Origin of the sequence: Exiguobacterium sp. TDN 0502, assembly GCF_050846835.1 — a bacterium.
Taxonomy (GTDB): Bacteria; Bacillota; Bacilli; order Exiguobacteriales; family Exiguobacteriaceae; genus Exiguobacterium_A.
In genome coordinates, this window is sequence record NZ_JBOZGJ010000002.1 from 171,258 (window position 1) to 185,867 (window position 14,610).

The following is a 14,610-nucleotide window of genomic DNA, read 5'->3' on the forward strand; positions in this document are numbered from 1 at the left end:
CAACATAAAAGGAGGCGGAACGCATGGCACGTAAATGCTACGTTACTGGGAAATCGCCAAAGTCGGGTAACAACCGTTCACACGCATTGAACAAAACAAAACGTACTTGGGGAGTCAACGTACAAAAAGTACGTATCCTCGTCGATGGTAAGCCGAAAAAGGTTTGGGTTTCAGCTCGAGCTCTTAAATCAGGTAAAGTCGAACGCGTATAAGGCGCAACCACCGGATGGGAATCTTCCCTTCCGGTTTTTTTATTCCCTTATTTATTTTTCTCATAAACTAATTGTCGCTTGAATTGAAAACGCTTACAATAGGAACGTACTCTATTTTGTCAGAATTGGGGGAAGTCATCATGCAACTCAAACGAGAGATGACGAGTCGACACCTGTTCATGATTTCACTCGGCGGGATCATCGGAACAGGCTTATTTTTAGGGTCAGGGTTAACGATTTCACAAGCAGGACCTCTCGGGGCGGTCCTTAGTTACATCGTGGGTGGGACCATCATGTATCTGACGATGTTATGTTTAGGGGAATTAGCGGTCTATCTGCCGGTCTCGGGGTCATTTCAGACCTATACGACCCGCTTCATCGGACCAGGGATCGGCTTTGCCGTCGGTTGGATTTATTGGCTCGGCTGGGCCGTGACGGTGGCACTCGAAATCACAGCTGCCGGCAGTTTAATGGACCGCTGGTTCCCAAACGTGCCGGTCGTCGTCTGGTGTACCGTCTTTACGGTCTTGCTGTTCGGTCTGAATGCCGTCTCCGCCAAAGCATTCGGTGAAGCTGAATTCTGGTTCTCGAGTTTGAAGGTCCTCGCGATCCTGTTCTTCATCATTTTAGGTGGCGCTGCCTGGTTCGGCTGGTTACCGATGGAAGCAGATCGCCCAACATCGTTGTTCGCGAACTTCACGGCAAACGGTTGGTTTCCGAACGGGATCCTCGGTGTCTTGACGACGATGATTGCCGTCAACTTCGCTTTCCAGGGAACGGAATTGATCGGTGTCGCGGCTGGGGAGTCCGACACACCTGAAAAATCGATTCCAAAAGCGATCCGGAATACAGTCTGGCGTACGTTCATCTTCTTTGTCTTATCGATTACGATCGTCGGTGCATTGATCCCATATGAGACGGCTGGAGGAGTCAGTAGCCCGTTCATCATGGTCTTTGATGCGATCGGCATCCCGTATGCTGCTGATTTGATGAACATCGTCGTCTTGACGGCGTTATTGTCCGTCGGAAACTCGGGACTGTATGCGGCGACCCGGATGTTATGGGCGATGTCGCAAGAAGGCATGATTTCAAAGAAGTTATCTTATGTGAATGCACGTGGTGTGCCGATGCGGGCGTTGCTCTTTACGATGATGTTTGCGATGCTATCGCTTCTGACAGCCTTTTTCGCTGAGGATACCGTCTTCATCTGGTTGTTGTCCTTAGCTGGACTCGGTGCTCAAGTCGGTTGGATTTCGATCTCTGCGTCTCAGCTTGCATTCCGTCGGCAGTTCTTACGAAACGGTCATGATCTATCCGAATTGAAATTCAAGACACCCCTTTATCCGGTGTTACCGCTGATTTCGTTGACGTTAAACGTCGTCGTCCTCGTCAGTCTAGCGTTCCAGGCGGACCAACGAATCGCGCTATACATCGGTGTGCCCTTCTTCCTCGTCATGTGGGGAAGCTATCACCTCTTCGTCAAAGGAAAACATCTCACAGCACAAACCGACATCCGTGTCGCCCCTTCTCAACTCGAAGAATAATGTCATATGAAAGAGGCCGTGGATCATCCACGGCCTCTTTTTGTATGATTGTTCTATTCCTTAAGCGTCCGCATCATTAATAATTCGCCTTGATGGAGCGCTACTCTCGCTTGTGAGGCACACCATTCATTACTGACGGTCAATGAACCTCCGACCGGAACGGGATGGGCATCGAGCGGATATTTGACTCCAGCTAAGCTTAAGGTCGACGGTACAAGTGGAATGAATGATAGATAATGATAGCTTCCGGCTTCGACTGTATACGCTCCCGCTGCCAAATATCGTACCTCTTCTCGTTTCGTCACGAGTCGTGCCTCTGGATATTGCTTCAATAGATATACATTTTGGACGGTCATGTCGAGCCGCCCACCTGTCGCCCCGATGATGATGATCTCTTCATGCTGTTCCCTCTCAGACACTGTACGAAGGGCAAGTTCGAGATCCGTCTCATCTTTCTCGGCCGGATGAACGATTGCCCCTTCTGGTACATAACCAAGCGAATCAAAATCACCGATTGTCAGGTCGCATGTCAGCCCAAACGATTCGACCGTCTGAACACCACCGTCGACACCGAAGATGAAATCACCTAGCTGACAAAACGTCCGTAAATCCGGTACTTCTTCTCGCGGACCGGCACAGACGAGAATCGCCCGCATCTCAGACACCTCGTGCCGAATAACGGAGTAAGCGTGGCGCAGTCGTAAATAGAATTCCTGCTACGATTCCACATAAGATGTACGAGGGAACCATATACGTTGCGTTATAGACGAAAGAGTATTCCACGACTGGACCTTTTGCATACTTGGCAAAAAAGACGATTCCACTGATGACATGACAGATATAACGGAGACCGGCGCCTAATAACGTCGCAAGAAGAACGAACGCCATCAAGCTTTTCTTCTGACCATTTTGCGCTGCTTGTCTGACTTGACGTGCAAAGAGACCACTCAGTCCGACGACGCCATACGCAATCGTGTAATCGAGCAATGGTTGGACGATTGTCAACACTTGCGGCGCGAACATCAATTGAATCGTACCGACGAGCGCTCCCGTGACGACACCACCGACGACGCCGTGGCGGAATGCCATGACGAAGATCGGTAGCATCGCTAAGCTAATCGAACCACCCTGTGGCATTTTGAATGGAATCAGCAAATCAAAGACGACTCCGAGACTGGCGAAGATGGCAATTTCCATCATCATTTGTAACCGTTTCATGTTTATTTCCTCCTTCATGGTTAAAGAGGACGCAAAAAGGCAGTACGACGAACGCCGTACTGCCTGCGTGCGCCACATCCCTACGTCCGTCTGAACGGAACAGGTTCGAAGGGTTAAAGTCGAAAAGACTCCTCTCAGCCGCTTTTTAAGCGACACCCCTTGCGGTCATCATATTTCGTTTTCTCGTTCTTATTATACGGCAGCCCCTTGACGAATGCTAGTGATCGCTTCCGCATAATCCGGTGCATTGTAGATTGCCGATCCTGCAACGAGAACATTCGCACCGTTTTCGATACATTGTTTAGCGGTTTCCGGATTAACGCCACCATCAATCTCGATTTCGAATGCCAGACCACGATCTGCTTTCATTTGCGCGAGTGTTGCAAGTTTCGGCATGACGCTCTCGATGAACGCCTGTCCGCCGAAGCCCGGATTGACCGTCATCAACAAGACCATATCGACATCCTCAAGGACATGCTCAATCGTTGATAGCGGCGTGTGGGGGTTCAAGACGACCCCTGCCTTTGCACCGGCTGCTTTGATTTGTTGCAAGACACGATGGACATGGTTCGTCGCTTCGACGTGGAACGTCACGATATCTGCCCCTGCCTTGACGAAATCTTCGACGAAACGTTCCGGCTGGTCAATCATTAAATGGACGTCAAGGACCATATCCGTCTTCTGACGTAAACTGCTGAGTACGGGTAATCCAAACGAGATGTTCGGGACGAACTGACCGTCCATGACGTCGAAATGGATGTAGTCGGCTCCTGCTGCCTCGACGGCTTTGACATCACGCTCAAGATTTGCAAAATCTGCTGATAAGATTGATGGTGCAATTTTAATCATCTTCAATACCTCCGGGCTCGATTCTTGATTTCGTCTATAAACATACCATAGTTCTCATAACGAGAGGACATGATTTCTTGTGCTTCGACCGCTTCCTTGACGGCACACCCCGGTTCATTCAGATGCAAGCACCCCCGATATTTACAGTCGTCCTGCACAGCAACGAATTCAGGAAAGCTCCACCGGACATCCTCGATTTCCATCTCATAAGGGAAATCAAGATTCGAGAACCCAGGTGTATCCGCGATCAAACCGTCCGCAAGCGGCATCAACGTAACGTGACGCGTCGTATGTCGTCCACGTCCGAGTGATTTCGAGATGGCGCTCGTTTCTAAATCAAGAGATGGTTCGAGCGCGTTTAACAGTGAACTTTTGCCAACACCGGATTGTCCGGCGAGAACACTTGTTTTTCCCGCAAGTAATGGTCGGACTTGCTCGACACCTGCCATCGTCTCACTTGATGTCTCAATGACCGTATAGCCAATCTTACGGTAAGCGGCAATCGCTTCGTGGACAGCAGGGCCCTTGACATCGTCGAGCAAATCCATCTTCGTTAACAAGATGACGGGCTGGATTTCCTTCGCTTCGATCAATACGAGAAACCGATCGAGCAGATGCGCTGAAAAATCAGGTTCTGCCGCTGATACGACCAATAGGGCTTGGTCGATATTCGCAACGGGTGGTCGGACAAGGAAATTGTCACGCTCTTTCACTTCAAGAATATAGCCGGTCTCACTCTCGATATGAAGCACGACTTCATCTCCGACGACCGGACTGATGCCACGCTTCCGGAAATTCCCTCGTGCGCGCGAACGGACCTCCCCCTCTGGTGTCATGACATCATAAAAGCCGCCCTGCAACCGTATGATCGTACCTTCCCGATTCTCTTCGATGCGCTGTTCCGTCATCCTATGCACTCCTTCTTCGTCACATTCATTGTGCGTCTTTTGCTTGATTATACGTAATCGTTTTCGAACGATACACGGTATCATCCTTATAAATCGTAATTTTGCCTTCTTCTCCCGGATCAATCGTCACCGGCACGTCGAATGTCTCATCTTGATCAATCGATTCTTCAATGACAGTCCGCTTCCCTTTTGCATCTTCCGTCTCAATCCGAATGACTTGTTTCGCTGGTGTCTCATCTTCGTTCTCGCTGACCGCATCATAGACGACCTTTTCAGGGAACGTTGCCGTCACCGTTTTTTCTTCCTCACCTTTTGAGATGAAGACGGTTACCGAGTCGTTCGGTTCGACTTGTGCTCCTGCTTGCGGGAACTGACGAATGACTTGATCGAGCTTCACGTCGCTAGAGAATTCTTGCTCGAACGTTCCGTCGAGTCCTTTTTCATCCAGATACGCTTTCGCTTCGTCACTCGATAGGTTCGTCAAATCCTTCAACTCGAAAGAAGATGTTCCTTCCGAGACGGTAATCGTAATCGTCTGTTCTTTTGCGATCACTTCCGTTCCAGCCGAGATCGATTGCCGGATAACATTCCCTCGCGCAATTTCATCCGATTTCTCGCGTTCGACTTCAACTTTCGCAAAACCAGCATCCTTTAAGGTAGCGATTGCCTCTTTTTCAGCATCATCGGTGACATCGGGTACTTCGACCGGCGCGCTACCTGTTGAGACGACCAAGTTAACTGTCGAACCCTTCTTGACTTGTGCATTTTCACGCGGTGTCTGGCTGATGACGTTTCCCTCGTCCACTGTATCACTGTTTCGTTCTGACGTCTCAACAACGAAGCCAAGTTTCTCAAGCTTCGTTTCCGCCTCATCGCCGTCCGTTTTGACGACAGATGGGACGGTAACCGTCGGATCTGGCCACATCGCAAAGGTCGTAGCGGCTCCGCCTAGTAACACAAGGAACAGCAGCACGATCCACCAGCGTTTTTTCTTTTTCTTCTCTGGCGTTTTCGGTTGGACAGTCGTGACAGTTGGTGCCTCTGTTTCGGCTGTCTTTTCTTCCGGCACACTCACCGGTGCGAGGACCATTGTTTTTTCCATCTCGTCCTCTTCCGCCCCACGAATTCCTTCGTTCGCTCTTTCTTCGGAAAGGGCTGTCACCATATCTGCCTTAAATGCAGCAACCGATTGCTGTCGGTCGTGCGGTGCTTTCGCAAGCGCCTGCATAATACAGTTTTCAAGCGCTTGTGGCACTTTCGGATTCAAGACGGATGGACGGCGTGGTGTATCTTGTAGGTGTTTCAAGGCAATCGCTACGGGCGAATCACCTTCAAACGGCACTTGTCCTGTGACGAGTTCATATAAGACGGCACCGAGCGAATAGATATCCGACTTTTCATCGGCAAATTTCCCTTTCGCTTGTTCCGGTGAAAAGTAATGCACGGATCCAAGGACTGACATCGTATGCGTCAGCGTCGCATTCGACATCGCCACAGCGATTCCGAAATCCGTGACTTTGACAGTACCATCCTCCCGAATCAGCATATTTTGCGGTTTGATGTCGCGATGGATGATCCGGTGTGCATGGGCATGGTCGATCGCATCACAGATTTGGGCAATGATATCGACGGCCTGCGGCACAGGTAATGCTTGATTTTCACAAAATGTCTTTAAGGTCATGCCATCAATATATTCCATGACGATGTAATAGATGGCATCTTCTTCGCCAACATCATAGACGGCAACGATGTTTGGATGATTCAAACTAGTAGCAGCATGCGCCTCACGTTCGAATCGACGGATGAACTGTTCATCATGTGAAAACTCCGTCCGTAAAATCTTGATGGCGACATGACGCTTTAAAATTTCATCATAGGCTTGATAGACATTTGCCATCCCGCCACTTCCAACTAGCCGTTCTATGCGGTAGCGGTCATTTAATCGATCTCCGTATCGCATATTCAGACCCTCTTTCTTTCTTTGAACCGGATGGCAGCAATCGTGATATTATCTGCGCCTCCTCGTGCATTCGCTTCTTTCACCAATCGCCCGACGACCTCGTCTAAAGGCTCATCGTCCAATACGATTCGTTCGATGATTTCGTCTGGTACTTCATCGGTCAAACCGTCACTGCAGACCAGGATAAGGTCATAATCTGGAGCATCTCTGACCTGTATGTCGACTTCGACCGTTTCATTCGAACCGACTGATCGGGTAATGACATTCTTGCGCGGATGGTTTTCCACTTCCTCATCCGAGAGTTCTCCTAATTGCCGCAACATGTTGACGTAGGAATGATCGTCCGTCAATTGTTTCAACTTATCCTCTTCAAGCGCATAGACACGGCTATCTCCGACATGACCGATGACGAGTAAGTCATCGACCCAGCAGACACAGGCAATCGTTGTTCCGACGATCGCAAGTTGTTCTGCTCTTGAAAACCGAAGAATTTTCTCATTCGCTTCAGCCACGCATTGTTTAATCCAATCCGTAAGTTCCATCGGACGTTCAGGCATTTGCTCATAAGAGGCTGCAAATACTTCGCGTACGATTGCGCTGGCAATATCACCAGCCGCATGACCTCCCATACCGTCGGCGACGACGGCGAGTCCACGATCTGCCTCTCCAATGAGCAAGACCGCATCTTCATTTTTAGTCCTGACTTTCCCAGTAGTCGACAGATGAGCTAACTCCATGACAGTCCTCCGTTCCGATCAATCTTCTCGTTTTTTAAAGGCCGCAATGTAAAACCCGTCTGTTCCGACTGACGTCGGTAACAGCTTGAGTTCTGCCCGGTCCCCCATTAAATGGCGCACGGAATCCGGCATCCGTGTAGCAAAGGATGCATCGAAGTCAAATCCTTGACTGAGGATGAACGCTGTCTGCTCCTCGTTTTCGGTCGGATCAATCGTACACGTCGAATAGACGAAGGTTCCACCCTTTTTAACGAGTGGTAAGACAGATGTCAGAATATCTCGTTGAATCTTCGGTAGTTGTTCAAGTTGTTCCGGACGCTTCGTCCATTTGATATCTGGCTTTCTCCGAATGACACCGAGTCCTGAACAAGGTGCGTCGACAAGAATCCGATCAAACGATTCTGCTTCGAAGCGCTCTCCTGCTTTACGGGCATCTAACGCTTCTGCTTGAACAGTCGTAAGACCTAATCGCTTCGCTTGCTGTTCGATTAATTTAATTTTATGGGGATGAAGATCAAGTGCCTGTAGTGTTCCTGTCGTTAAACCTTCAGCAATGTGCATCGCTTTCCCACCGGGTGCGGCACAACTGTCAAGAACGTGATCAGACGCTTCTGCCCCGAGCGCACGGGCAACGAGCATCGAGCTCTCGTCTTGCAACGACACATAACCGCGATCAATCAAATCGGTTTTTTGAACGCTTCCACGCTCGATTTCGAGACCGTCTGGCGCGACAGCAGATGGTTTCGCCGTCACACCTTGGTCGAGTAGTAGTTCGATTGCTTCCTCTCGCGTTGTTTTCGTCCGGTTCACACGAACTGTGACTGGTGCAGGCGTATTATTCAACTGACAGATGCGTAGCGTTTCCTCCGGACCGAACAGTTCGATCCAGCGTTCGACGAGCCACTGCGGGTGACTCGTTTCAATGCTGATCCGTTTTGCTGCCGGCTCGATCTCGTTGAAATCAGGCATACCTGCCCGTAATACATTCCGAAGGACTCCATTGACGACTTTTGAGACGTGGACTTTTCCACGTTTTTTAGCAATTTCAACGGCTTCATGAATGACGGCATGATCCGGTACACGATCAAGATAAAACAATTGATACACACTCATCCGTAACAACGGACGCATGAATGGATCGAGTTTTTTCTGTTTCGCTAAATAAGGTTCCAAAATATAATCCAGCGTCAATTCACGACTGAGCGTCCCGTAGACGAGTTCCGTGAACAAGCCGACATCTGACGCTGCGATGGCGCGCTTTTCAAGCATTTGGTGGACGGTGATCGTTGAGAAGGCGCCACCTTGACCGATTTTCATCAACGTCGTTACTGCTGCGTCGCGTACATTCATGCGTTCTCACCTACTCGTTGTCCGAGTTCAAGCGATTGACCGATTCCGCGCATGAACGTCGCACCATCCATCCGTTTTTTGCCGGACGGCTGTAAGTCGATCAACTTCAACGCTGTCTCGGAACCTGTTGCGATGACGGGACCATCAGCTTCTAAAGCGATGATTTCACCCGGTCGTCCCGTTCCTGTGACTTTCGTCGCGAAAAAGACTTTCAATCGGTCATCACCAAGCATCGTATACGTGCTCGGGAAAGGATTCATTCCTCGGATTTGATCATAGAGTGTCTCACCCGGCAACGTAAAATCAAGCCGTTCCCGTTCACGTGAGATATTCGGTGCAAACGTCGCTTCTGCCTCGACTTGCGCTTCCGGTGTCAATTCACCTGCGAAGAGACGCGGTAACGTTTCAAGTAAGAGGCGCGCTCCTGCGTCCGCTAATTTTTCAAACATCGTACCGGCTGTATCGTTCTCTTCGATCGGAACGATGATTTTAGACAACATATCACCGGCGTCAAGTCGATCGACCATATACATGATCGTCACGCCCGTCTCTTTTTCTCCATCGATGATTGCTTGATGAATCGGTGCTCCACCACGATATTTCGGTAAGAGTGATGCATGGACGTTGATCGCCCCGAAACGTGGTGCTTCGAGAATCGCGGTCGGGACGATCTGACCGTACGCTGCCGTGATGATGAGATCTGGATTTAGATCAAGGACGTCCTGGTAATCCTCACGGATCCGTTTCGGTTGCAATACAGGAATGTCATGTTCCATCGCGACGAGTTTTACAGGTGTCGGTTTGACTTCTCGTTTGCGTCCGACCGGTTTATCTGGTTGCGAGACGACGCCGACGACGTCATACCCGGCATCGATGACTTCGCGCAATGTTCCTGCTGCAAACTCAGGCGTCCCCATGAAAACGACACGCGGCTTTTCTTGTTCGACGAGTTTATCCGTGAACAGGACACCATCTAAATGATCCATCTCGTGCTGGATGGCACGTGCAAAAAAGCCGTTCGCCTTGATTTTGACCGTTCGTCCGAGACGATCCTGCGACTTGACGACGATGCGCTCAAACCGTTCGACCGGTCCGAAGATCCCCGGCATACTGAGACATCCTTCATCATCGATTTGCGAACCATCGGCTTCGATGATTTCCGGATTGATCAGCTCGATCGGTCCCGTTTCATCATCGGTATGGACGACAGCTACACGAATCGGTTGATTGATTTGCGGCGCCGCTAAACCGACTCCGTCATATTCGTACATCGTATCGAACATCCGGTCGATCATCTTACCGAGCTTCTTATCGAATTTCGTGACAGGTTCACACACCTGTCGTAATACATCGTTTGGTACTTCTACTACTTTATACATACAGACACCTCACATGAATACAAATGGATTCAAGTCGATTGCGACTTGTGTTTTTGACTTTTGACGACGGGCTAAGATGTCACGGAGATGTGTCCGGACATCTTCTTGCCCTTTATGTTTGACTAAGACCTGTTGCCGGTACATGTTTTTGAGTCGAGCGAGTGGTGCATCAAACGGTCCATTGACGACTAAATCCTCCGATTCAAAGGCACGAAGCTCGGAAGCGATCTGTTGCGCTTCTGCTTGTGCTTCGAGTGGATGTGTCGCCGAGACCGTAATCAGACCAAGGAACCAAAATGGTGGATGCCCACCGAGTTTGCGCAATTGCATCTCTCGCTTATAGAACGTTTCAAAATCATGCTGTTTGGCCGTCTGAATGACGTAATGCTCCGGATTATAGGTCTGGATGATCGACTGACCAGCGAGTTGACCCCGTCCGGCACGACCGGACACTTGGGTAATCAACTGGAACGTGCGCTCACTTGCCCGAAAATCCGGTATACCAAGTGTTGCGTCAGCAGCAAGTACCCCGACGAGCGTGACATTCGGAAAGTCGAGACCTTTGGCAATCATCTGGGTGCCGAGCAGAATGTTTCCTTCCTTACGCTCGAAGGCATCGAGTAACTTCTCGTGCGCACCTTTACGCGACGTCGTATCCTGATCCATCCGGATAATGCGCGCTTCCGGAATCAAATGTGCCAACTCTTCCTCAATCTTTTGTGTCCCCGTTCCGAACTGACGGATCTTCGTCGATTCACAGGACGGACAGGTTTTCGGCATCGCCGCCTCAAAGCCACAATAGTGGCACTTTAAGCGATCTTCATGTTGATGATACGTTAAATTGACGGCACAGTGCGGACATTGAAGCGTCTCCCCACAATCCCGACATAAGACGAACGTCGTGTACCCGCGGCGATTCAAAAGCAAGACCGTCTGTTCGCCGCGTTCGATCCGTTCTTTGATGCCTTCGACGAGCGCGAGGCTGAACGGGGTGCGGTTGCCCCGTTCGAGCTCCTTACGCATATCAACGATGTCGACAGGCGGTAATTCTCCACCGAATCGTTCACGAAGCGGTAAATAGCGATAGACCCCTTTTTGTGCCCGGGCGTATGTCTCAAGTAATGGCGTCGCACTTCCGAGCACGACGGGACAACGATGATAGGCTGCCCGCCACTTCGCAACATCGCGTGTATGATAGCGCGGATTTTCTTCTTGTTTATAGGTTGTTTCATGTTCTTCATCGAGAATGATGATTCCGATATTCGTCAGCGGCGCAAAGACAGCAGAGCGTGCACCGACGACGACATCGACCTCACCTTGTGCGATTTTGCGCCACTCATCATACTTTTCGCCGAGCGATAGACCACTATGCAGGACAGCAACTCGTTCGCCAAAACGGCGTTTGAACCGTTTGACCATCATCGGCGTCAGACTGATTTCAGGGACGAGCAAAATCGCTTGTCTGCCGCGTTCGAGTTGGGCATGAATCGATTCCAGATAGACTTCCGTCTTCCCGCTTCCTGTTACGCCATGTAACAAGAACGTCCCCGTCTCCGCTTCCGCCGTAATCGCCGAGACAGCTTCCTGTTGTTTCTCTGTTAAAGAGGACGGAACAAAGATGTCTTGGACGAGATGTTCATACGGATTCCGTCTCACATCGATCGTCTCGACTTGGATGAGCTGTTTTTTCGCAAGTGCGTTCAATGTCGCACTCGTTGCACCCGTCGCTTGCTTCACTTCACTCCACAGAGCGGTCGGGAATTCCTGGATATAGGTATAAAGCGCCGCTTGTTGGCTCGCTTGTTTCGTAAAAGTTGCCTGTTCCTCAAGAAGACGAATTCGTTTATCTGTTTTAGATGTCTTTTTTTCACGAATGACCGGTTGAAGGGTCACTTCAGCTTGCTTCGCTGCCGTCAGAATCGTTTGTTGCACTTCCGTTGGCAACTGGCTCATTTTTTTACCGTGATACTGTTGAAGCGGACCTGTTTCTACCAGGACTAGTTTATCATAACTCACCTTCAAGGCAGCAGGTAACATCGCAAGTAGTGCCGTCGCTTGAAAGCATAATGTCGTTTCCGATAGATACGCTGATAACTCGAGTAATTCCTCTGTATAGGTCGGCGTCTCATCTAAGACACGAACGATTGATTTGACGTTCGTCAGATCAGAGGTGGCTTTCGTTCCAACGACGATTCCAAGCAGTGCGCGTGGACCGAATGGGACCTCGACCCGCATCCCGGGAACAATCAGTTCCTGCCAGAGTTCCGGAACGGCGTAATCAAACGGACGATCGACGGTTGCTGCTGCGACGTCGACGATGACTTCGGCAATCATGCCAATGCCTCCGCGAATTGACGCATCAGTGTTTTCGCAAGCGTCGATTTCAATTGTTGATCGTATCGCGTGACGGAATCGTTCTTCCCAAAGACGACGACCTCGTTTTCGTCGCTAACGAATCCGATGTCAGAGCGGGACACATCATTCGCGACGATGAAATCCGCTTTCTTTCGGACGAGTTTCTGCTTCGCGAACGTCTCGACATCCGTCGTCTCCGCTGCAAATCCGACTAATAGCTGATGCTGTTTCTGCTCACCGAGTGTCTTCAGAATATCGGTCGTCTCTTCGAGTTCAATCCGCAGAGGTCCGTGAATTTTCTTCTGCTTCTGATCGTATTGGACAGATGGTCGATAATCGGCAACGGCAGCAGACATGATGACGATGTCTTGTGTCTCATAGTCACGTAGCATGGCTGCAAGCATCTCTTCCCCTGACTCAACAGCAATCGTTGCAACGCCCGTTGGTAACCCGATTCGAAGTGGACCATGGACGAGCGTGACATCTGCTCCTGCGTCTCTTGCCGCTTCCGCTAGCGCAATCCCTGTTTTCCCTGAAGAATCATTCGTTAAGTAACGAACCGGATCAATCCGTTCTACTGTCGGTCCTGCACTGATCAAGACTTTTCGGCCGGCTAGATACTTTTCTTCAAAGAAAGTCGAGAGTGTTGCGACCAAATCTTCGGGCTCAGGCAAACGTCCTTTTCCGACCCAACCACATGCGAGATTGCCGACTCCCGGTGCAATCACCTGGACACCGTCCTGCTTCAGTTGTTCGATGTTGCGGACAGTCGCCGGATGTTCGAGCATGTTGACATTCATCGCTGGTGCGACGATGACGGGACACGTTGCGGCAAGGATCGTCGTCGTGATGAAATCATCCGCAATGCCGTGTGCAAGTTTTGCAATCAAGTTCGCGGTCGCTGGTGCGACGACGATCAAGTCCGCTTCGTCCGCTAAATCGATGTGAGCGATTTTTGACGGTTCATGCTCGATGAAGACGTCATCATAGACCGCTTTTCGTGTCAGTGCCTCGAACGTCGTCTTCCCGACGAATTGTTGGGCATTACGCGTCATCGCGACCTGGACGTGCGCGCCTGCTTGAACGAGTTTCGAAGCAAGTGCAGCTGATTTATAAGAAGCAATTCCACCGCCGACACACAGTAGAATGTTACGGTTGGTTAACATGTAGGTGTCCTCCTTATTGAAAAAAACAGCCACGATGATCAGTGGCTGCTTCAAAATTAGTCTTGCGGTTGGTTCGTGACGGATACTTCTTCGAAATAAAGCTCTTCCAAAGCTTTCCCGACCGGTTTATGCGATTTTGGGTTCGTGACTTTCACGCGTTTCCCGTCCTGGATTTGACGCGCACGCTTCGCGGCAACTGTAACGATCGTATATTTTGATGGCACTTTCTTTTGAAGCTTATCAACTGATGGATATAACATATCACTTAACCTCCATGGCTTTTTTATAGAGGGACGCAACGCGTTCCCGACTGCAATGTTCCGCTGTAACGATCGCTTGGATCCGGTCACAGGCTTTATGAATTTCGTCGTTCGTCACGACATAGTCATACGCATCCATCATCTCAATCTCTTCTTTCGCGACGAGAAGACGTTGCTTGATGACTTCCTCCGATTCCGTTCCACGCCCTACGAGGCGGTTCCGCAATTCCTGGAGGCTTGGAGGCGCAAGGAATAAGAAGACAGCTTCCGGAAAATGTTCTTTGACCTGCATGGCCCCTTGAACTTCGATTTCGAGAATGACGTCTTTTCCTTCATCTAGGATCTGGTTCACCCACTCAACCGGTGTTCCATAATAGTTCCCTACGAATTCAGCATATTCCAAGAGTTGATTGTTCGCAATCATCTCTTCAAATTCTTCACGCGATTTAAAGAAATAGTGGACACCATCCACTTCCCCTTCGCGCGGTTGGCGCGTCGTACAGGATACCGAGTAATGCAGATCGTTATCCTGATCCTCGCGCAAAGCACGACAGACCGTTCCCTTTCCGACACCACTTGGACCAGATAATACGAGTAATAAGCCACGCTCTTTGAAAATCACTTCAAAACCCCTCCATCTCACAAACTTCACATTGTTTCATATTAGCAGTA

General features: G+C 49.9%; 14 protein-coding genes, 1 pseudogene and 1 riboswitch. Of the genes and pseudogenes, 2 read left to right on the forward strand and 13 right to left on the reverse strand.

The window, feature by feature from the left end:
- Window positions 1-23 precede the first annotated feature (23 nt).
- Window positions 24-212, forward strand: coding sequence for a 50S ribosomal protein L28 (rpmB, locus tag ACRPK8_RS04065; protein ID WP_023468758.1), 189 nt, complete (start codon window positions 24-26; stop codon window positions 210-212).
- 140 nt (window positions 213-352) lie between these two features.
- Entirely contained in the window at window positions 353-1,756 is a 1,404-nt protein-coding gene (locus ACRPK8_RS04070) for an amino acid permease (RefSeq protein WP_432237039.1), read from the forward strand.
- 53 nt (window positions 1,757-1,809) lie between these two features.
- Here ACRPK8_RS04070 and ACRPK8_RS04075 read toward each other — a convergent pair whose 3' ends face one another.
- The 13 genes and pseudogenes from ACRPK8_RS04075 to gmk all read right to left on the reverse strand — a co-directional run bounded on the left by ACRPK8_RS04075 (window position 1,810) and on the right by gmk (window position 14,557).
- A complete protein-coding gene (locus ACRPK8_RS04075; protein WP_432237040.1) occupies window positions 1,810-2,412 on the reverse strand; it encodes a thiamine diphosphokinase in 603 nt (200 codons plus the stop codon).
- A 1-nt stretch (window position 2,413) separates the two neighbouring features.
- On the reverse strand, window positions 2,414-2,974 hold the full coding sequence (gene thiT, locus ACRPK8_RS04080) for an energy-coupled thiamine transporter ThiT (protein WP_432237041.1): 561 nt from the start codon (window positions 2,972-2,974) through the stop codon (window positions 2,414-2,416).
- Window positions 2,975-3,034: 60 nt separating this feature from the next.
- A riboswitch (TPP riboswitch) is annotated at window positions 3,035-3,144 on the reverse strand.
- Window positions 3,145-3,166: 22 nt separating this feature from the next.
- A complete protein-coding gene (rpe, locus tag ACRPK8_RS04085) occupies window positions 3,167-3,823 on the reverse strand; it encodes a ribulose-phosphate 3-epimerase (RefSeq protein ID WP_432237042.1) in 657 nt (218 codons plus the stop codon).
- Window positions 3,824-3,825: 2 nt separating this feature from the next.
- Window positions 3,826-4,731 carry a ribosome small subunit-dependent GTPase A gene (rsgA, locus tag ACRPK8_RS04090; protein WP_432237043.1) on the reverse strand — a complete coding sequence of 302 codons (906 nt, stop codon included), beginning with the start codon at window positions 4,729-4,731 and terminating at the stop codon, window positions 3,826-3,828.
- A 25-nt stretch (window positions 4,732-4,756) separates the two neighbouring features.
- Window positions 4,757-6,691, reverse strand: coding sequence for a Stk1 family PASTA domain-containing Ser/Thr kinase (gene pknB, locus ACRPK8_RS04095; protein WP_432237044.1), 1,935 nt, complete (start codon window positions 6,689-6,691; stop codon window positions 4,757-4,759).
- Window positions 6,692-6,693: 2 nt separating this feature from the next.
- Window positions 6,694-7,428: a Stp1/IreP family PP2C-type Ser/Thr phosphatase gene (locus ACRPK8_RS04100; protein ID WP_432237045.1), complete on the reverse strand. Its 735-nt coding sequence runs from the start codon at window positions 7,426-7,428 to the stop codon at window positions 6,694-6,696.
- A gap of 18 nt (window positions 7,429-7,446) precedes the next feature.
- Window positions 7,447-8,778, reverse strand: coding sequence for a 16S rRNA (cytosine(967)-C(5))-methyltransferase RsmB (gene rsmB, locus ACRPK8_RS04105; protein WP_432237046.1), 1,332 nt, complete (start codon window positions 8,776-8,778; stop codon window positions 7,447-7,449).
- Window positions 8,775-9,695, reverse strand: a complete 921-nt coding sequence (gene fmt / locus ACRPK8_RS04110; RefSeq protein WP_432237140.1) for a methionyl-tRNA formyltransferase — start codon at window positions 9,693-9,695, stop codon at window positions 8,775-8,777. Before fmt ends, rsmB begins: the two co-directional genes overlap by 4 nt.
- A gap of 24 nt (window positions 9,696-9,719) precedes the next feature.
- Window positions 9,720-10,157 (reverse strand): annotated as a pseudogene (gene def, locus ACRPK8_RS04115) (peptide deformylase); the annotation flags it as partial.
- Window positions 10,158-10,166: 9 nt separating this feature from the next.
- Window positions 10,167-12,491, reverse strand: a complete 2,325-nt coding sequence (gene priA, locus ACRPK8_RS04120) for a primosomal protein N' (RefSeq protein ID WP_432237047.1) — start codon at window positions 12,489-12,491, stop codon at window positions 10,167-10,169.
- Window positions 12,488-13,678, reverse strand: a complete 1,191-nt coding sequence (gene coaBC / locus ACRPK8_RS04125; RefSeq protein WP_432237048.1) for a bifunctional phosphopantothenoylcysteine decarboxylase/phosphopantothenate--cysteine ligase CoaBC — start codon at window positions 13,676-13,678, stop codon at window positions 12,488-12,490. The genes priA and coaBC overlap by 4 nt, the downstream gene beginning before the upstream one ends.
- 56 nt (window positions 13,679-13,734) lie before the next feature.
- On the reverse strand, window positions 13,735-13,938 hold the full coding sequence (gene rpoZ, locus ACRPK8_RS04130) for a DNA-directed RNA polymerase subunit omega (protein ID WP_029342114.1): 204 nt from the start codon (window positions 13,936-13,938) through the stop codon (window positions 13,735-13,737).
- Window position 13,939: 1 nt separating this feature from the next.
- Window positions 13,940-14,557, reverse strand: coding sequence for a guanylate kinase (gmk, locus tag ACRPK8_RS04135; protein ID WP_174316772.1), 618 nt, complete (start codon window positions 14,555-14,557; stop codon window positions 13,940-13,942).
- Between the last annotated feature and the right edge of the window lie 53 nt (window positions 14,558-14,610).